Origin of the sequence: Novosphingobium sp. fls2-241-R2A-195 (genome assembly GCF_030209485.1) — a bacterium.
GTDB classification, from domain to species: Bacteria; Pseudomonadota; Alphaproteobacteria; order Sphingomonadales; family Sphingomonadaceae; genus Novosphingobium; species Novosphingobium resinovorum.
In genome coordinates this window covers 24,956-42,510 of record NZ_JARVRY010000025.1, presented here as the reverse complement: position 1 = coordinate 42,510, position 17,555 = coordinate 24,956, and the positions used below count along the sequence as shown (strand labels likewise).

General features: G+C 66.4%; 16 protein-coding genes. 10 read left to right on the top strand and 6 right to left on the bottom strand.

Going from position 1 to position 17,555, the window contains the following annotated elements; all coding sequences use genetic code 11:
- Positions 1-7: 7 nt before the first annotated feature.
- On the bottom strand, positions 8-514 hold the full coding sequence (locus QRN25_RS18955; protein WP_271183789.1) for a VOC family protein: 507 nt from the start codon (positions 512-514) through the stop codon (positions 8-10).
- Positions 515-775: 261 nt separating this feature from the next.
- On the opposite strand from QRN25_RS18955, the gene QRN25_RS18950 reads away from it, so the two are divergent.
- The 5 genes from QRN25_RS18950 (at position 776) to QRN25_RS18930 (ending at position 5,926) form a co-directional block, all read left to right on the top strand.
- On the top strand, positions 776-1,537 hold the full coding sequence (locus QRN25_RS18950) for a maleate cis-trans isomerase family protein (protein ID WP_211150940.1): 762 nt from the start codon (positions 776-778) through the stop codon (positions 1,535-1,537).
- Positions 1,538-1,625: 88 nt separating this feature from the next.
- On the top strand, positions 1,626-2,540 hold the full coding sequence (locus QRN25_RS18945) for a polysaccharide deacetylase family protein (RefSeq protein ID WP_271183791.1): 915 nt from the start codon (positions 1,626-1,628) through the stop codon (positions 2,538-2,540).
- On the top strand, positions 2,540-3,703 hold the full coding sequence (locus QRN25_RS18940) for an FAD-dependent monooxygenase (RefSeq protein WP_285020799.1): 1,164 nt from the start codon (positions 2,540-2,542) through the stop codon (positions 3,701-3,703). The genes QRN25_RS18945 and QRN25_RS18940 overlap by 1 nt, the downstream gene beginning before the upstream one ends.
- A 1-nt stretch (position 3,704) precedes the next feature.
- The gene (locus QRN25_RS18935) at positions 3,705-5,216 is read left to right on the top strand and encodes an aldehyde dehydrogenase family protein (RefSeq protein ID WP_285020798.1); all 1,512 of its coding nucleotides are present in this window, start codon (positions 3,705-3,707) and stop codon (positions 5,214-5,216) included.
- A gap of 11 nt (positions 5,217-5,227) precedes the next feature.
- Positions 5,228-5,926 carry a hypothetical protein gene (locus tag QRN25_RS18930; RefSeq protein WP_285020796.1) on the top strand — a complete coding sequence of 233 codons (699 nt, stop codon included), beginning with the start codon at positions 5,228-5,230 and terminating at the stop codon, positions 5,924-5,926.
- 124 nt (positions 5,927-6,050) lie between these two features.
- Here QRN25_RS18930 and dmeF read toward each other — a convergent pair whose 3' ends face one another.
- Both dmeF and QRN25_RS18920 read right to left on the bottom strand, forming a co-directional pair.
- Positions 6,051-6,986, bottom strand: coding sequence for a CDF family Co(II)/Ni(II) efflux transporter DmeF (dmeF, locus tag QRN25_RS18925; RefSeq protein WP_271183795.1), 936 nt, complete (start codon positions 6,984-6,986; stop codon positions 6,051-6,053).
- Between the two features lie 16 nt (positions 6,987-7,002).
- The gene (locus tag QRN25_RS18920) at positions 7,003-7,278 is read right to left on the bottom strand and encodes a metal/formaldehyde-sensitive transcriptional repressor (RefSeq protein ID WP_008832657.1); all 276 of its coding nucleotides are present in this window, start codon (positions 7,276-7,278) and stop codon (positions 7,003-7,005) included.
- Between the two features lie 200 nt (positions 7,279-7,478).
- Between QRN25_RS18920 and QRN25_RS18915 the strand changes: the two genes are divergently transcribed.
- Positions 7,479-8,660 (top strand): mechanosensitive ion channel family protein, encoded by a 1,182-nt coding sequence (locus tag QRN25_RS18915; RefSeq protein ID WP_285020795.1) that lies wholly within the window; start codon positions 7,479-7,481, stop codon positions 8,658-8,660.
- A gap of 80 nt (positions 8,661-8,740) precedes the next feature.
- The gene (locus QRN25_RS18910) at positions 8,741-10,846 is read left to right on the top strand and encodes a transglycosylase domain-containing protein (protein ID WP_285020793.1); all 2,106 of its coding nucleotides are present in this window, start codon (positions 8,741-8,743) and stop codon (positions 10,844-10,846) included.
- A 142-nt stretch (positions 10,847-10,988) separates the two neighbouring features.
- Here QRN25_RS18910 and QRN25_RS18905 read toward each other — a convergent pair whose 3' ends face one another.
- Positions 10,989-11,453: an Lrp/AsnC family transcriptional regulator gene (locus tag QRN25_RS18905; protein ID WP_285020792.1), complete on the bottom strand. Its 465-nt coding sequence runs from the start codon at positions 11,451-11,453 to the stop codon at positions 10,989-10,991.
- Positions 11,454-11,595: 142 nt separating this feature from the next.
- On the opposite strand from QRN25_RS18905, the gene QRN25_RS18900 reads away from it, so the two are divergent.
- Positions 11,596-13,935, top strand: coding sequence for a thiamine pyrophosphate-binding protein (locus QRN25_RS18900; protein WP_285020790.1), 2,340 nt, complete (start codon positions 11,596-11,598; stop codon positions 13,933-13,935).
- Between the two features lie 130 nt (positions 13,936-14,065).
- Here the strand turns inward: QRN25_RS18900 and QRN25_RS18895 are convergent, their stop codons facing one another.
- Positions 14,066-15,076: a LacI family DNA-binding transcriptional regulator gene (locus QRN25_RS18895; RefSeq protein ID WP_285020788.1), complete on the bottom strand. Its 1,011-nt coding sequence runs from the start codon at positions 15,074-15,076 to the stop codon at positions 14,066-14,068.
- Between the two features lie 201 nt (positions 15,077-15,277).
- Here QRN25_RS18895 and QRN25_RS18890 point away from each other — a divergent pair, with 201 nt between their 5' ends.
- Together QRN25_RS18890 and QRN25_RS18885 are read left to right on the top strand one after the other, a co-directional pair.
- Positions 15,278-15,424, top strand: coding sequence for a hypothetical protein (locus QRN25_RS18890; RefSeq protein ID WP_285020787.1), 147 nt, complete (start codon positions 15,278-15,280; stop codon positions 15,422-15,424).
- A gap of 104 nt (positions 15,425-15,528) precedes the next feature.
- Positions 15,529-16,830: a sugar MFS transporter gene (locus tag QRN25_RS18885; RefSeq protein WP_036529039.1), complete on the top strand. Its 1,302-nt coding sequence runs from the start codon at positions 15,529-15,531 to the stop codon at positions 16,828-16,830.
- A gap of 207 nt (positions 16,831-17,037) precedes the next feature.
- On the opposite strand, the gene QRN25_RS18880 is transcribed toward QRN25_RS18885, so the two are convergent.
- Complete coding sequence (locus QRN25_RS18880) at positions 17,038-17,505, bottom strand: MarR family winged helix-turn-helix transcriptional regulator (protein WP_285020786.1); 468 nt, start codon at positions 17,503-17,505, stop codon at positions 17,038-17,040.
- Positions 17,506-17,555 lie beyond the last annotated feature (50 nt).

Here is a 17,555-nt window from a genome sequence, read left to right as displayed (position 1 = left end):
ACGTGTATCAGGAATAGTCCAGTTCCGGGCGGGTGCGCTCCTGCTGCGCGGGGTCGGTTTCAACGAGGTTGATGAATACCCCATCGCAGTCGCGGATGCAGACTTCCAGCTGCGCGCGGTGTTCCATCGCGAAGACCTGCGGCTCCGGCGCCCACGTTGCGCCGAGGGCGCGCAGCCTTTCCATCGTTCCGGCCATGTCGGTGACGTAGAAGACCAGCGCCACCTCGCCGATGCGCGCCGGGCCGGTTGCGGGGGGGATGGCCTCGTTCGTGGTGCCGTCCGCCAGCTTGAACAGGCCGACCATGCCGTAGTTGGGGCCGGGGCGCTTGACGATGCGGATCTCGAATGGGCGCGGGTCGTCGAAGCCCAGGATCTCGGTCGCCGAAGGATGGCTCAGCTTGCCCTCGAAGTAAGTCTCGGTGAGGCCGATGGCGCGGTAGAACTGCGTCGCCTTGTCGAGATCGCGCACGAAGATCGTCGCACGCACGAGGGCGGAGGAGGGATGCTCGGTCATCGGTCTGCCTTTGCTGGTTCGCCCCGATAGTTCCCGTCCTGCCGCGCCGCCGCGAGCGCGCGGGCGCCAATGGTCGTCAGGTGGACAACGGGACGGGTGCCGCCTTGCGGAAGGTCGGCCCGGGGCGCGATGAACGGTCATGATCGGGAGCATCAGCAGCCCCCGGTCCGCAAGGGCGACACGATCTTCCGGCCAGGGTTCTGCCGGCCCGTCTGCAACTCTTTCGGAGAGTCCGCTCTCCAGCTGCGTGGGATATAGAAAATGACGGATTCTCTCGGTTACCGCATGAAGTTCGCGGTGGTCGCCCCCTCGACCAACACCAGCGTCGAGCCCGAGTACGCGGACATGCGCCCGCGCGGCGTGACCAACCATTTCTCGCGCATCGCGATTCCCGACACCAAGGTCGTGGACGACGCGACGTTCGTGGAGATGCTGGAGAACATCCGCAGCGCCACATTCGATGCGGTCGACGTGTCGATGTCGATGGACCCGGGCTGCGTCGTCATGGGCATGTCGGCCGAAACTTTCTGGGACGGCGCCGAGGGCGCCGAGCGCCTGCACCAGCGCATGCTGGAGCGGACCGGCGGCGTGCCGGTGATCATGGGCTCCACCGCCGTGGACGCCGCGATCCGGGCCTATGAGGAGGCTGACGGCAAGAAGATCCGCAAGATCGGCATCCTCACCCCTTATGCGCCGGTGGGCGACGCCAACGTCAAGAAGTTCTTCGAGGACCAGGGCTACGAGGTCGTCCACGTCGAGGGCCTCAAGTGCCAGTCGCCGATGCTGATCGCGCACGAGAGCAAGCAGACCCTCAAGCGCGCCGCCATCAAGGTAAGCGAGGGCGTCGACGCGGTGATCCAGGCGGGCACCAACCTCGCCTTCGCCGAAGTCGCCGCCATGGCCGAGTTCTGGCTGGAAAAGCCGGTGATCGCGATCAACACCGCCACCTACTGGCACGCCCTGCGCACGATGGGCTTCACGGACCAGAAGGAAGGCTTCGGCCGCCTGCTTGCGGATTTCTGATCCGCCACTTGCAAAGCAAGCACTGGCGATACGGCATCGGCGCTCTAAGCTGACCTCAGGGTCGAGAGATTAGAATACGGAGTTCACAATGGAATACGATTACGTCCCGATGCCGCAGCGCCAGCCGCTCCAGTGGCCGGACGGCAAGCGCGTGGCGCTGCTGATCACCTTCAATCTCGAGACCTGGGATCTCACCAAGGATACCGACAAGCCTTACTACGCGGGCGGCCCGGCGATCCTGCCCGACATCCTGCCCGGCAACACGCCCGACTTCCCGAACTACACTTGGCGCGAATACGGCCAGCGCGTGGGCATCTGGCGCCTGTTCGACCTGTTCGACGAACTGGGCGTCAAGGCCAGCTGCACCACCAACGCCGTCACCTTCGAGCGTCGCAAGGCGATGACCGATGCGGTGCTGGAGCGCGGCTGGGAACTGCTCACCCACAACTGGGAGCAGGGCGAACTGCTCACCACCTTCGCGCACGAGCCCGAGAAGGAGCGCGACATCATCATGCGCTCGCTCGAGCAGTTCGAGAAGTACACCGGCCGCAAGTCCAAGGGCTGGCTCTCGTCGTCGCTGCGCGGCACGATGCAGACGGCGGACATCCTCGCAGGGGAGGGCTGCACCTTCTACTGCGACATCATGAACGACGACCAGCCGTACCTGCTGCGCACGCCGAACGGCCCGATCGTTTCTGTCCCGTATTCCAACGAGATCAACGACTTCACCTTCATCACCCGCAAGAACTTCACCACCGACCAGTTCCGCGATGCGCTGATCGAGGAACTCGACGTCCTCTATGCGGAAGGCGCCAAGAGCGGCCGCATCATGAACATCGGCCTGCACCCGCACGTCGCCGGCCGCGCCCACCGCGTCCGCGCGGTGCGCGAGTTCATCGAGCACGCCAAGTCGCTCGACGGCGTCTGGTGGACCACGCGCGAGGAAATCGCCGAGTGGTATCTCCAGAACCACGAAAGCCATATTCCTGGCCAACTCGGCTGATGGAAAAGGCCCGGGTTCTCGTCGCCGGCGGCGGCATCGGCGGGTTGACGGCGGCCATCGGGCTCCTGCGCAAGGGGTTCGAGGTCGAAGTCTTCGAAGGCGCGCAGAGCTTCGGGGAAGTGGGGGCGGGCGTCACGCTCGCGCCCAACGCGATGGCCGGGCTGCAGTACCTCGGGCTCGGGCCAAAGATCGAGGCTGCGGGTAGCGAGCCGGTGCGGCAGGTCGTGCGGCACTGGGAAGATGGCCGCGTTCTCAAGACCTTGGAGCGCGGTAACCAGATGCGCGAGAAGTACGGCGTTCCGTACCTCTACATGCACCGTGCCGATCTTCACGCGATCCTCGTCGAGACGGCGCGGGAGCTGGGCGGCAAGCTGCACCTCTCGGCCCGCGTGGCCGAGGCCGGGCATGATGGCGCGGAGGCCCGGCTGAAGCTGGAAGACGGCACCGAGCATCGCGGCGACCTGCTCGTCGGCGCTGACGGACTCAAGTCCGTAGTGCGCAAGATCTTCGAGCCGATCTCCGCTCACTTCACCGGCCACGTCGCGTGGCGCGGCGTGGTGCCCGTGGACGAGCAGCTGCGCGAGCTGGCAGAGAATCCCGGCAACTTCATCGGGCCGGAGCGCATGGCGGTGTGGTATCCGCTGCGCGGCGGCACGCAGCTCAACCTCGTCTTCTTCGCCCGCGAGGAAGGCTGGACCGATGACGGTTGGACGATTCCGGCCAGGCGCGCCGAACTGCAGCAGGTCTTCGCCGGCTGGTGCGAGCCGATCCAGTACATGATCGCGCATCTGGAGGAAGACCGCCTGTTCAAATGGGCGATCAACGCCCGCTCTGCGCTCTCGACCTGGAACCAGGGCGGCTGCATCACCCTGCTCGGCGATGCGGCGCACGCGATGACGCCGTTCCTGGGGCAGGGCGCCTCCTGCGCGATCGAGGACGCGGTCGTGCTCTCCCGCGCGATGGAGGGGAGCGACACGGTGGCCGAGGCGATCGAACGCTACGAACGCGCGCGCATCGAGCATGCGACGTTCATCCAGGCGGAATCGAACGCCAACGCCGAACGCCTGCAGAGCAAGGACGCGGACAACTTCGGCAAGAAGGAAGTCCGCAACGAGGAAACGCTGGGCCTGTTCGCCTACGATGCCGGCAAGGTGGAAGTATAAGATGACCCTGACTGCAGCCGATTTCCCTGTCGAACTATCGCCCGGCACCTGGGACGTCCTGCGCGGCGACTTCCCGCTGCTGATCGACGGCAAGTTCGTATCCTCCGCAAGCGGCGCGGCGGGCGTAACCCACGATCCCGCGACCGGCGCCGCGCTGGCGGACTTCGCGCTCGGCGATGCGGTGGACGTGGACCTTGCGGTCCGCGCGGCCCACAAGGCCTTCGGCGGCCCGTGGTCGAAGCTCTCGCACTTCGAGCGCGCAAGGCTGCTGCGCAAGCTGGCCGACCTGTTCGAGGCCAACACGCAAGTGCTGGCCGAACTCGAGGTCATCGACAACGGCATGCCGATGTGGCTCGCCGGACTGACCGCGCGCAACAATGCCGAACTGTTCCACTACTACGCGGGCTGGGCGGAGCGGATCGAGGGCACCACCACGACCCCGCCCGCGCATGTCCTCGCGGCGGGAGAGGCGCTGACCTACACCCTGCGCGAGCCGGTCGGCGTCGTCGGCCAGATCGTGCCGTGGAACGTGCCGCTCTCGATGGCGTGCCTCAAGCTCGCTCCGGCGCTGGCGGCGGGCTGCACCGTGGTCCTCAAGCCCGCCGAGGAGACGCCGCTCAGCGCCGTCGTGCTCGGCCGGCTGATCATGGAGGCGGGCTTCCCCGAGGGCGTCGTCAACATCGTCAATGGCGATGGCGCGACGGCGGGCGCGGCGCTGGTCAGGCACCCGCTGGTGTCCAAGATCTCGTTCACCGGGTCGACCGAAGTGGGCAAGCTGATCGTGCGCGAATGCGCCGACGATCTCAAGAAAGTCAGCCTCGAACTGGGCGGCAAGTCGCCGGTGATCGTCTTCCCGGATGCGGACATGGCCAAGGCCGTGCCGGGCGTTGCGATGGCGACCTTCTTCCTGCAGGGCCAGAACTGCATGGCGGGCACGCGCATCTTCGTCCACGCCGATATCTACGACGAACTGCTCGAAGGCATGGCCGCGTTCGCCGGGTCGATGAAGATCGGCCACGGCCTGCATGCGGACACGATGATCGGCCCGCTGATCTCCGCCAAGCAGAAGGCCCGCGTCATGAGCTACGTGGACGAGGCCAGGGCAGGCCCGGCGCGCATCGTCGCGGGGGGCAAGGCGCCCGAAGGCCCGGGCCACTTCGTCGAGCCCACCATCGTCGCCGACACCACCCCCGACATGCGCGTGGTGCGCGAGGAGATCTTCGGCCCTGTCATGGCCGTCCAGCGCTTCGAGGGCGACGATCTCGACGCCATCGCCGCGATGGCGAACGACAGCGACTTCGGCCTTTCGGGCAGCGTCTGGACGCAGGACCTGTCCACCGCGCACAAGATGGCGGCGCGGGTGCGGTCGGGCCATGTCTCGGTCAACACTCACGGTGCGGTCGGCGCCAACATCCCGTTCGGCGGCTTCAAGCAGTCGGGCTGGGGGCGTGAGTTCGGGCGCGAGGGGTTGGACCTCTATCTGGAGACCAAGGCCGTGACGGTAGCCCTATGATGGAAAATGCATTGACTTATCTTCGCCGCCATGCGGGCCGCATCGTCTATCATCACGCCGATGGTCCGCAGGGGATCGAGGACTTTGGCATCGACGTGCGCGCCGATGGCCGCACGTTCCGCGCCTATTGCGAGATGGGCGACGGCGCCCTGACCCGCGACGCCTCGTGGAGCCTCGATGCCGATCTGCGCCCGGTCGAGGGTCAGGTGCGCGTCGTCCAGCACGGCAAGCTGACCGGCAGTTCGTGGTACTATTTCACGCCCGACGCCACGCACTGCGAGTCGCTGACCGTGAACCTCGGGCGCACCAGCCAGACCTTGCCCGGACGGGTCGATTATCTCGGCCTGCATCCGCTCGTGGGCGACGGTGCCATCGCGCTTGCGCGCGGGATCGACGAGCCGGGTGCGGAGCGGATGATCCCGAGCGTCACCTGTTCCTACGACATCAACGGCGAAAGCTCGCTCGTCGCGCTGCCGATCACGATCGGCGTTACCTATGTCGGCAAGGAAGAGCTGACCGTCCCGGCGGGCACGTTCACGGCCGACGTCTACGAACTGCGCTGGCAGCCGCACTGGCCGCCGGCGCGGCTGTGGGTGCACGGCGAGGATGCGGTGTTTCTGCGCCTGACCTGGGAATTCTCCGGCCTCGACAGCCAGCTGGAGCGCTACGCGACCGCCACCGGCGAGGATAGCGCATGGTTTGCCGCCTAACGCTGGCCTGGCTCACCCCTTCCTCGTCATTGCGAGCGTAGCGAAGCAATCCAGGGCAGTTGAACGCCGCCCTGGATTGCTTCGCTACGCTCGCAATGACGAGGGGTGTGGACGACGCCTGCCCTCAATGTCGCTCGATCGAGACGTGGCGCAGTTCATGCACCGGCGCGAGGCGGCGGCGCAGTTCGCCATGGTCGCGTGCCGAACTGGCCGATATGATCGCGGCATGGGCGTCGGGGCCGATGCGCCAGACGTGGAGGTCGGTGATGCGCGCGTCGCCGGGGCCTTCGATGGCCTCGCGCACTTCTTCCGCGACGTGGTCGTCGGTGCGGTCGAGCAGGATGGCGGCGGTGTCCTTCATCAGCGACCATGACCAGCGCGCAATGACGACCGCGCCGACCACGCCCATCAGCGGGTCGAGGAAGGTCCAGCCCAGATAGCGCCCGGCCAGCAACGCGACGATAGCCATGACCGAGGTGAGCGCATCGGCCAGCACGTGCAGGTAGGCCGAGCGCAAGTTGTTGTCGTTGTGCGCGTGGCCGTGATGATGCCCGTGATCATGAGCGTGCTCATGATGGTGCCCATGCCCGTGCCCATGGTGGTGATGGTCGCCCGACAGCAGCAGGGCGCTGACGATGTTCACGATCAGGCCGATCACCGCGACGATGGTGGCGTCCCCGAACGCCACCGGGCCGGGGTTGAGCAGGCGCTCCACGGATTCCACCCCGATCCCCACCGCGAACAGCGCCAGAACCAGAGCCGAGGCGAAGCCGGCGAGGTCACCGACCTTGCCGGTCCCGAAGCTGAAGGCCGGATTTCGGCGGTGCCTGCGGGCATAGCGATAGGCCAACGCGGCGACGCCGAGCGCTCCGGCATGGGTTGCCATGTGGAACCCGTCGGCGAGCAGCGCCATCGATCCGGTGGCATATCCGGCGACGATCTCGCCCACCATCATGACGGCGGTGAGCACGACGACCCACTGCGTCCGGCGGGCGTTGGCGTCGTGCGAGGCGCCGAGGAAATCGTGATCGTGAACGGATGGGTGAGGCAGGGAAGCCATGGGAAATGCGGTCTTTCTACTTCGCGTAACGGCGGATGGCGGCGATCACGGCCTGCACGCCGTCCTCGCGCTCGGCATCGGAGAGGTCGGGCGCGGAGACGTGGGTGCGCAGGTGATCCTCGATCAGTTCGTCGATGAAGCCGTTGACCGCGCCGCGCACCGCCGCGCTCTGCAGCAGCACTTTCGCGCAGTCCTCGCCCTCGACGAGCGAACGCTCGACCGCCTGCAACTGCCCGACCATGCGACGTATCCGCATGATGAGCGCCTGATTGTCCTTGCCGAGATGTGCCATACCTATACCCCCTTAGGGTATAAGCGGCAAAGCCGCAAGGTTTGACCCGCCCGGGCGGTCCCGATACGGGAACAAAGTCGAGGGCCGTTCATTTCAAAAGCCCGCGCCGACGCTCCGTTTCGCTTCGGGAGCGTCGCCCATCCGCCGGTTCGGGTCGCCATCCGCAGCCGGCGCCACAGACGCAGGATCACGAGCACGCGATGAGCGTAATCACCACTATCGCCGCAGCGGCAGCTGCCCCCGCCGCCACTCCGGCTCCCGCGAAGTCCCCCATTCCCGACATTTCCGTGCAGGTCCGCGACTTGTCGAATTCGACCTTCGCGTGGTTCCAGACCTACTGGCTGCAGATCATCATCGCGGTGGCCATCGCCGTCGCCATCGTCTCGGCGCTTTACGCGCTACGCCGCCTCGGCGCGCGGTTGTGCCGGGAAGAGCGCGGGCGCGGCGACTGGCTCACCATCGTCGGCCGGGTGGTCAACAAGACGACCAACTATTTCATCATCATGGTCGCGATCCGCGCGGTCGACGGCTACGCGCAGACGCCGCCGATGATCGACCGGATGGTGACCTTCTTCTTCACCCTCGCCGCCGTGCTGCAGGGCGCGATCTGGGCGCGCGAGTTCATCCTCGGCGCGATCGAGCACAAGACTTCGGCCGAGCACTTCAAGGGCGAGGCGATCATCAACGCCATGGGCCTCATCCGCCTGCTGGTGAGCGTGGTCGTCTTCGCGGTGGCGACGGTGGTTCTGCTCGACAACATCGGCGTCAACGTCACCGGCCTCGTCGCGGGTCTGGGCGTCGGTGGCATCGCCATCGGTCTGGCGGCGCAAGGCATCTTCGCTGATCTTTTCGCGGCGCTGGCGATCATCTTCGACCGCCCCTTCAGCAAGGGCGACCAGATCAGCTTCGGCACCAGTTCGGGCGTGATCGAGGCGATCGGGCTCAAGTCCACCCGCATCCGCGCCTATACCGGCGAGCTGCGGATCATCGCCAACAAGAACCTGCTCGACAAGGAAATCCTGAACGTTAGCGGGCGTGACCACATCCGCCTGCCGTTCACCATCGGCGTCGCCTACGAGACCCCGCCGGAGACGCTGGCGCGCATTCCGGGCATCCTGACCGAACTTGTCGAGGCGGAAGGCGGCAAGGCATCGCGCGCCGGTTTCGAGAGCTTCGGCGCCAGTTCGCTCGATTTCAGCCTGCTGGTGGACGTGCCCGGCAAGGACTGGGGCATCGCCCACCCCTTGCGCGACCGGTTGATGGTGGCGATCGTCAGGCGGTTCGCGCAGGAGGGCATTGCGATCCCCTATCCCACGCAGACGACCTTCACCGCCGCGCCCGACGGCACGATCATCATGCCCTATCCCGAAAAGGCGACCTGACGACGATGGCAGGGCGCTGTACGCCTTTCGTCGAAACCCCGGATGCGTTTGCCGGGAGAATCAGCTAAACGCAGGCGGCAATGGAGCTTTCCCGCCATATAGCCGCCGACCCCCGCGAGCCCGAACTGGACAACGTGCTCGTCGAGACCCCCTTGCCCGAAGGCAGGGGGTGGCGCACTTGGCCGCGCCGACTGTTGGCATGGCTGTGGCGGCTTCTGCCGTGGCACCGCTGGACGTGGAAGCAGCGCATCGTCCGCACTTTCGCGGGGGTTCTGGCGCTGTTCGTGCTGACCGTGGGCTATCTCGCGGTCACCGCGCCGCTGTCCAAGTCGCTCCAGCCGATCGCGCCGCCCGAGATCACCCTGCTCGCCGCCGACGGTACGCCGATCGCCCGCAACGGCGCGGTCACCGACGATCCGGTCAAGGTAAAGGACCTGCCGCCGCACGTCGTGCAGGCGTTCCTGGCGATCGAGGACCGGCGGTTCTATTCGCACTGGGGCATCGACCCGCGCGGCATCGCCCGCGCCGCGCTCAGCAACGTGACCGGCGGGAATACGCAGGGCGGCTCCACCATCACGCAGCAGCTGGCCAAGTTCACGTTCCTCAGTTCGGAGCGCAGCCTCACGCGCAAGGCGCGCGAGATGCTGATCGCGTTCTGGCTGGAGGCATGGCTGACCAAGGACGAGATCCTCGAGCGCTACCTTTCCAACGCCTACTTCGGCGACAATACCTACGGCATCCGCGCGGCCTCGCTGCACTACTTCCACCGCCAGCCCGAGAAGCTGACCGAGGGGCAGGCGGCGCTGCTGGCAGGGCTGATGAAGGCTCCCTCGCGCCTGGCGCCGACCAACAACTTCGCCGCGTCCGAGAAGCGCATGCGGGTGGTCCTGCAAGCCATGGCCGATGCGGGATACATGACCCCGCAGCACGCGAAGGCCGTATCCACGCCCCGTCTCGACGTGCGCAACCGGGCCGAGCTTCCGACCGGCACCTACTTCGCCGACTGGGCGCTGCCGCAGGCGCGCCAGCTCGAAGCGGCGGGCCACGCCGAGTCCTATCGCACCACGCTGGATTCGCGCCTGCAAGCCGCCGCGCACCGCGCCACCCGGCAGGTTCCTGCAGGCACGCAAGTCGCGCTCGTGGCCATGCGCCGCAACGGAGAGGTCGTCGCCATGGTCGGCGGGCGGGACTATTCGCAAAGCCCGTTCAACCGCGTCACGCAGGCGCGCCGCCAGCCGGGCTCGACCTTCAAGCTGTTCGTCTACCTCGCCGCGATCAAGTCCGGGATGAGCCCCGAAGATACGATCCCCAACACGCCGATCGAGACCGGCTCCTACCGACCGCAGAACGCCGGCGGGGCCTATTCGCCGACGATCACGCTGGAGGACGCCTTCGCGCGGTCCAGCAACGTCGCAGCGGTGCGGCTGTTCAACCGGGTCGGGGACGAGTCGGTGATCGACATGGCGCGGCGGCTCGGCGTGTCTTCGCCGCTGCCGATGGGCGATCCCAGCCTTGCGCTCGGCACCGCGACGATGACGCTGCTGGAACTGACCTCCGCCTATGCGGGCGTCGCCGCCAACAGCTTCCCGGTCGAGCCGCGCGCCTTCCCGGTGCCGGAGGCGGGCTGGTTCGACTGGTTGCTCGACGGCAAGCGCTCGCTCTCGAAGCATGATCACGAGGCGATCGAGGGCATGCTGCGCGCGACCGTCAATCGCGGCACCGGCCGTGCGGCGATGTTGCAGGCGCCGAACTTCGGCAAGACCGGCACCAGTCAGGAGAACCGCGATGCGCTCTTCGTGGGCTATTCGGGTGATCTCGTCGTCGGCGTCTGGGTCGGCAAGGACGATAATTCGCCGCTGAACGGGGTCTCCGGCGGCACCGTCCCGGCGCGCATCTGGCGCGACTTCATGCGCGAGGCATTGGGCGAGAAGGCCGCGCCGCCGCGCAAGGCTGCCGATCCGGACGGCCCGGTCCAGCCGCTCGACGTGCCGGACCTCGGCGACATTCCGGTGGGCGACGACAACCACATCCGCATCGAGAACGGACAGGCAGTGCTGAGCACCAAGGTCGAAGGGGTGCCGCTCGACGTGACGCTGGACGGGCAGGGCCTGCGCATCGAGCCGAGCGGCAGCGCTTCACCCGCACCGAGATCATCGGTCGCGCCGAGTCCTTCGGGGTCGCCGTGATCAATTACTACACCATTCGTCATTGCGAGCGTAGCGAAGCAATCCAAGGCAGTTGAACGCCGCCTTGGATTGCTTCGCTACGCTCGCAATGACGATGAGTGGGGAGCAAATGTTGCGGATTAGCAGGCGCAGCCTGCCGCCATCACACCGGGATTTTCGTCCGGTACACCACCGGCCTTAGTGCAAAGCTGGTGGTGACTTGCGAGACTCCCTCGATCCGGGTCAGCCTGTTGCGCAGGAAATCCTCGAAAGTGCCCAGCGAAGGCACCAGCAGCCGCAACTGATAGTCCGCCTCCCCGGTCATCAGGTAGCATTCCATCACCTCGGGAAACTGCATGATCGCGGTCTCGAAGGCTTCGAGGTGGCGGTCGTCCTGCTGGTCGAGCCGCACGCGGACGAAGGCGGTGACGCCAAGACCTACCGTCTCGGGATCGACCAGCGCGACGTAGCGGGTGATCACGCCTTCGCCTTCCAGCTGCTTGAGGCGGCGCAGGCAGGGGGAGGGGGACAGGCCGACCCGCTCCGACAATTCCTGATTGGTGATACGCCCGTCCGACTGCAGCTCGTCGAGAATCCGGCGGTCAATCGAGTCCAGCGATGATGGCATGATTATGGCGTCCATTGTGGAGTTATCGGCAGGTTCTGCCAATGGATACGCGCCGAGAGGCCGAACACGCAAGGACATGCGAAGCCTGACGGGCGTATCCTGCCGCGATGGCGCTCGAGCGCCATTCAGGGAGCATGAGCAGATGGCCGACACGATCACCCAGACCCGCGCCGACCTTGTCGCGACGCTGGAGGCACTGGAGAAGCGGCTGCTGTGGCTTTCGGCATGGACGATCCACAACGCCAACCACCTGCGCCCCAAGCGCGATGGCCTGAAAGTCGGCGGGCATCAGGCCAGCTGCGCCTCGATGACGGCGATCATGTCCGCGCTCTATTTCCACGCGCTGCGCCCGCAGGACAAGGTGGCGGTGAAGCCGCACGCCGGGCCGGTGCTCCACGCCATCCACTATCTGCTGGGCGAGCAGACGCGCGAGAAGCTGGAGCGCTTTCGCGGCCTCGGCGGCGTGCAGAGCTATCCCTCGCGCACCAAGGACACGATCCCCGTCGACTTTTCGACCGGTTCGGTCGGTCTCGGCGTCGCGGTGACGGCGTTCTCCAGCCTCGTGCAGGACTACCTCGTCGCGCATGGGCAGGTCCGTGAGGAAGACGCAGGCCGGATGATCGCGCTGATGGGCGATGCCGAACTCGACGAAGGCAACATCTACGAATGCCTCATCGAAGGCTACAAGCACGACTTGCGCAATTGCTGGTGGGTGGTGGACTACAACCGCCAATCGCTCGACAGCACGACGGCCGACCGCATGTTCCGCCGCTTCGACGACATCTTCGAGACCTGCGGCTGGCGCGTCGTCACGCTCAAGTACGGCAAGCTGCAGCGCGAGGCTTTCGCAAAGCCCGGCGGCAAGGCGATCGAGGAATGGATCGACCAGTGCCCCAATGCCGACTTCGCGGTGCTGACCTATCAGGGCGGCGCGGCATGGCGGGCGCGGCTGATGGCCGACATCGGCGGCAAGGCGCAAGTGCGCAAGCTGCTGGACAGCTACGACGACGATGCGCTGGCGGCGCTGATGACGAACCTTGGCGGCCACTGCATCGAGAGCCTGATCGACGCCTTCGATGCCTGCGACGATGACCGGCCGACGCTGTTCATCGCCTACACCGTCAAGGGCCACGGGCTACCGCTGGCGGGGCACAAGGACAACCATTCGGGCATGATGAACCCGCCCCAGATGGAGCAGTTCCGCAGCCTGATGGGCGTGCCGGAAGGGCAGGAATGGGAACCCTGGGGCGGCCTTGGCGACAATGCCGCCGCCGCGCTCGACGCTTTCGTCAAGGCCAGCCCGATCGCCCGCAAGCCCGCCGAGCCCCTGGCGCCGATGGTTGCCGTGCCCGCGCTGCCGGCGCCCGAAGGCGCGGAGCAATCGACGCAGGCGGCCTTCGGGCGCATCCTGCTCGACATCGCCAAGTCGGGCGAGGAACTGGCCGACCGCATCGTCACCACCGCGCCCGACGTCACGCAGACCACCAACCTCGGCGGCTTCGTCAACCAGCGCGGGCTGTTCCGGCGGCAGGAACTGGCCGACGTGTTCCAGAAGGCGAAGATCCCTTCGGCGCAGAAGTGGTCGGCGCACGGGGCGGGCCAGCACATCGAACTGGGCATCGCCGAGAACAACTTCTTCATCATGCTCGCCTCGCTGGGGCTGGCCGGGCCGCACTTCGGCACGCGGCTGCTGCCGGTGGGGACGGTCTACGATCCGTTCATCTCGCGCGGGCTCGATGCGCTGAACTATGGTTGCTATCAGGACTCGCGGTTCCTGCTGGTGGGCACGCCCTCGGGCCTGACGCTGGCGGCGGAGGGCGGCGCGCACCAGTCGATCAACACGCCGCTGATCGGCATGGGCCAGCCGGGGCTGACGGCGTTCGATCCGGCTTTCGCCGACGAACTCGCGCTCATCATGGGCTGGTCGTTCGACCACATGCAGCGCGAGGACGGCGGCTCGGTCTACCTGCGCCTCTCCACCCGCGCGATCCCGCAGGTGGAGCGCGAGGACGACGACTGGCAGGCCGATGCCTTGAAGGGCGGATACTGGCTGAAGAAGCCGGGTCCGGACGCGCAGGCGGCGATCGCCTTCTCCGGCGTCGTCGCGCCCGAGGCGCTGGCGGCGTGGGAGCAACTGGCGGAAGACCTGCCGGGTATCGGCCTGCTCAACGTGACTTCGCCGGACCTGCTCCATCGGGGCTGGTCGGCGCGGCGGGCGGCGCGCTGGAACGGGCAGAAGCAGGCGCCGAGCCATGCCGAAGCCTTGCTGGGCGCGCTGGCGCCGGGGGCGGGGCTGGTGACGGTGCTCGACGGATCGCCGGGGGCGCTGTCGTGGCTGGGCGGGGTCAAGGGCATGCGCGTCAGCCCGCTCGGCACCGACCGCTTCGGGCAGACCGGCGACCTCTACGACCTTTACCGGACCTACCGCCTCGATGCCGACGCCATCATCGACGCCGCCGCAGAGCTGTTCCTGGAGGATTGAGCGCCTTCGGCGCGAGATCGACCCACTCTGCCGTCATCGCGAGCGAAGCGAACCAATCCAGGGATATCTACGCCGCCCTGGATTGCTTCGCTTCGCTCGCAATGACGATCCGATGTGAGATCAACAGGCTCTAGCGGCGAGAAGGCGCGGTCGATCCCCTCGTCACCAAGGTGCAGTCGAAGGTCTTCTTGCCGACTTCGCTGGTCTTCCTGAAGTCGAGGAGCAGCCGCACGGCTTCCTCGGCCATTTCGAAGATAGGCTGGCGCATCGTTGTCAGTTCCGGCCAGACGCTGCGGGCGATCCAGCTGTCGTCGAAGCCGACGACGGAGAGGTCATCGGGTATCTTGACGCCCAGCTGCGCGGCGGCGGCGAAAACACCGGCAGCCATGTCGTCGTTCTCCGCGAAGATCGCGGTCGGCGGCTGGGGCGCGCGCATGATCTGCAGGCCAGCGCCGATCCCGGAGGAAAACGTGAACTCGCCGGTGGCGGTGACGATATCGGACGGGGCGTGGCCACGTTCCTCCAGCGCGGCGACGAAAGCTTCGCGCCGCCATTGGCTCGCGCCATGCGTCGCCGGGCCGTCGATCAGGCCGAACCTGCGGTGGCCGAGGCCCCAGAGGTGGCGGACGAGATCGTGCACCGCCGCTGCGTCGTTCGAGCGGACGCTGGCGACTTCGGGATTGTCGCGGATCGGGGCGAGCAGGACGTAGGGCAGCTTGCGCGCGTCGAGGGCGGCGATCACGGCCGCGTTGTCGCAGGCGGGCGGGGTGACGACCATCCCGTCCAGGCGGGCGCTGGCGAGCAGGCCGTCCATGGTCTCACGGATGTCGCTGGCCGAGGTGTCGACGCTCTCGATGACCAGTTGAAAGCCTGCCGCGCGGCAGGCGGCATAAGCGCCGTTGAGAATCTGGAGCGTGTAGCCCGGACTCGGGTTGTCGAACAGGATGCCGAGGAAGAACGAGCGCCCGGCCGCCAGCGCACGCGCGGCGAAGTTGGGGCGGTAACCCAGTTCGGCGACGGCCTTGTCGACCTTGGCCTTGAGGTCGGGGCGGACGCTCGCTTCGTTGTTGATGACCCGGGAGACGCTTTTCATCGAGACGCCCGCCTGACGGGCAACGTCCATGATGGTGACCTTTTTCATTTCCCCCGGTGCGTCCTCAGATTGGCTTTGTGCATGGCCTCTGTTTCACCAAGCCCGCCCGAATGCAAGGCAATCGCCATCACGCGGGAAGCGGGTTCAGTATGAAGACAGCGTTGTATCAAGCAATCCTGTTAGCGGTCACTTTCTACCTGCAATCGCAAGCATCTTTTTTAATGACAGCGCTGTTTTTTGGAAATACATATGCAGCAGATCAAACGTCAGGCGCAATCTTCAAGCGCGCCGGCAGAGCGGGAGGGGACAGTGAGCGAATTCCTTGCAGTCGCTTCGGCGCAAAAGCCGGGCGAACCCGTGGCGGCGCGGCCGGGCGGAGAGCTTTGGGAGGGTTGATCCTCCCAGCAAGGCCGGTCGCACCCTCCTCCGCGACCGGCCTTGCAGAAACCCCCGCTTGATCTACGACCGCTCCCGACACGCAGCACAAGGAATCCCCAGTCATGGCGATGGCGCCGTCCACCAGCAGTGATCCGCAATTCGCCGAGGAAGTGCCCGGAGGCCACGTCGATGCGGCCGAGCTGCGCTATTTCGTGATGGCGCTGTTCTTCATCTTCGGCGGCATCACCAGCCTGAACGACGTGATCATCCCCAAGCTCAAGGAACTGTTCACGCTCAGCTACACGCAGGCGATGCTGGTGCAGTTCTGCTTCTTCACGGCTTATGCGGTGATCGGCATTCCGGGCGCGATGCTGGTGCGTAAGGTCGGCTACATGCGCGGCGCGGCCGCCGGTCTGGTGATCATGATCGCGGGCTGCCTGGCGTTCATCCCGGCCTCGCAGACCGCGAGCTACTGGCTGTTCCTGGCCGCGTACTTCGTGCTCGCGGCGGGGGTCGTGATCGTGCAGGTGGTGGCGAACCCGCTGATCAGCCTGCTCGGCAAGCCGGAAACCACCAGTTCGCGTCTGACATTTGCGCAGGCGTTCAATTCGCTGGGCACCACGATCTTCCCGATCGCGGGGTCGGTGCTGATCCTCGGCAGTCTGGCCAAGGTGTCCGCCCATGACCTGACCGGAGAGGCGCTCGACGCCTATCGCCGCGCGGAAAGCGCCGCGATCGTGCATGGCTATCTGGGCATCGCGGTCGCCCTGGCGATCGTCGCGGGAGCCGTGTGGATGTTCCGCAATCGTCTCCCGGTCGAGAAGCACGGGGACACCGGCGGCTTTGCGGGCTTCGACCTGCTGAAGCGCCCGCGCTTCGGCTACGGCGCGCTATGCATCTTCCTGTATGTCGGGGCGGAAGTGTCGATAGGCTCGCTCATCGTCAGCTATCTGATGCAGGACCATGTGATGGCGCTGCCCGAGCAGTCGGCGGGCAAGCTGATCGGCCTCTACTGGGGCGGAGCGATGGTCGGCCGCTTCATCGGTTCGGCGGTGCTGCGCGTGCTGAATCCCGGCATCGTGCTGGCTTTCAATGCCTGCGCGGCGATAGCGCTGATCGCTCTTTCGGTGACGTCCAGCGGCCATGTCTCGGGCTATGCCCTGCTGGCTGTGGGTCTGATGAACTCGATCATGTTCCCGACCATCTTCAGCCTCGCCTGCGACAAGCTGGGCATGCGTGCGGCGGACGGGTCGGGCATCATCAACGTCGCGATCTGCGGCGGTGCGATCGTGCCGCTGGCGACCGGCGCGATCGCCGACGCGGCCGGGGGCAATCTCGGCGTGGCGCTGGTGCTTCCGGCGCTATGCTATGCGGTCATCGCGGGCTTCGGCCTCTTCGCGCGCAAGAGCGCCGCACAGGCGTAGGCCAACGCCGCCGCGATGCATTCATGGCCCGTCAGCCGCCGCTGGCGGGCCATTATCGTCCGTGGTATTCTTCCTGACGCACTCAAGAATGAGGCGGCATGGAGAGAGGCTATGGACGGTTTGGAATCCGTATTTTGCGCCTGCGAATTCCGCATCTTGTGCATTGCGGTGATGTGCACCGGCACGATCGCGGCTCTGACGGTCGCCTTACTGACCTGAGGCCGCACCCGGGATCAGGCCGACTGGCGCGCCCATCTCGATGATCCGGTCGTTCAGCGTTTTCAGGATGCGCAGGAACTCTGCCATGTCCGCTGCCGGAAGAGTCTCGAAGAACTCGGCGGCGAACGCATCCCGGTAAGGCGCGACTTCCTGCACCACCACCGCCCCGGCCGGCGTCAGGCTGATCCGCTTCGCGCGGCGATCGTTCGGATCGGGCGTGCGCATCGCCAGGCCATCGCGTTCAAGCGCATCCACCGCCTCGGTCACCGTGCGCGGCGCCTGATTGAGGGTGTCGGCTATATCGGTCGAGCGGATTGGCCCGGCCCGATCCAGCAGCATCAGCAGCTTGAGCTGCGCAAGGGACGTGCCCCGCTCGCGCACGCGATCGTTGAACAGGCGATGCATCCGCTGGTGCAGATCGCGCATCTCTTCGAGGATTTCGTGCTCGATGCTCATGACGAGAAATAGTGTGGGACCATATAAAATGGTGTTGCCATACATCGCGC

What these genes read in the sequence shown, in the direction of transcription:
- QRN25_RS18940 (WP_285020799.1), top strand. Translation starts at nt 2,540, where the DNA reads ATGGAAAAGGCCCGGGTTCTCGTCGCCGGCGGCGGCATCGGCGGGTTG.
- QRN25_RS18920 (WP_008832657.1), bottom strand. Translation starts at nt 7,278, where the DNA reads ATGGCACATCTCGGCAAGGACAATCAGGCGCTCATCATGCGGATACGT.
- QRN25_RS18935 (WP_285020798.1), top strand. Translation starts at nt 3,705, where the DNA reads ATGACCCTGACTGCAGCCGATTTCCCTGTCGAACTATCGCCCGGCACC.
- QRN25_RS18900 (WP_285020790.1), top strand. Translation starts at nt 11,596, where the DNA reads ATGGCCGACACGATCACCCAGACCCGCGCCGACCTTGTCGCGACGCTG.
- QRN25_RS18885 (WP_036529039.1), top strand. Translation starts at nt 15,529, where the DNA reads ATGGCGATGGCGCCGTCCACCAGCAGTGATCCGCAATTCGCCGAGGAA.
- QRN25_RS18955 (WP_271183789.1), bottom strand. Translation starts at nt 514, where the DNA reads ATGACCGAGCATCCCTCCTCCGCCCTCGTGCGTGCGACGATCTTCGTG.
- dmeF (WP_271183795.1), bottom strand. Translation starts at nt 6,986, where the DNA reads ATGGCTTCCCTGCCTCACCCATCCGTTCACGATCACGATTTCCTCGGC.
- QRN25_RS18880 (WP_285020786.1), bottom strand. Translation starts at nt 17,505, where the DNA reads ATGAGCATCGAGCACGAAATCCTCGAAGAGATGCGCGATCTGCACCAG.
- QRN25_RS18895 (WP_285020788.1), bottom strand. Translation starts at nt 15,076, where the DNA reads ATGAAAAAGGTCACCATCATGGACGTTGCCCGTCAGGCGGGCGTCTCG.
- QRN25_RS18890 (WP_285020787.1), top strand. Translation starts at nt 15,278, where the DNA reads ATGCAGCAGATCAAACGTCAGGCGCAATCTTCAAGCGCGCCGGCAGAG.
- QRN25_RS18950 (WP_211150940.1), top strand. Translation starts at nt 776, where the DNA reads ATGACGGATTCTCTCGGTTACCGCATGAAGTTCGCGGTGGTCGCCCCC.
- QRN25_RS18905 (WP_285020792.1), bottom strand. Translation starts at nt 11,453, where the DNA reads ATGCCATCATCGCTGGACTCGATTGACCGCCGGATTCTCGACGAGCTG.
- QRN25_RS18915 (WP_285020795.1), top strand. Translation starts at nt 7,479, where the DNA reads ATGAGCGTAATCACCACTATCGCCGCAGCGGCAGCTGCCCCCGCCGCC.
- QRN25_RS18945 (WP_271183791.1), top strand. Translation starts at nt 1,626, where the DNA reads ATGGAATACGATTACGTCCCGATGCCGCAGCGCCAGCCGCTCCAGTGG.
- QRN25_RS18910 (WP_285020793.1), top strand. Translation starts at nt 8,741, where the DNA reads ATGGAGCTTTCCCGCCATATAGCCGCCGACCCCCGCGAGCCCGAACTG.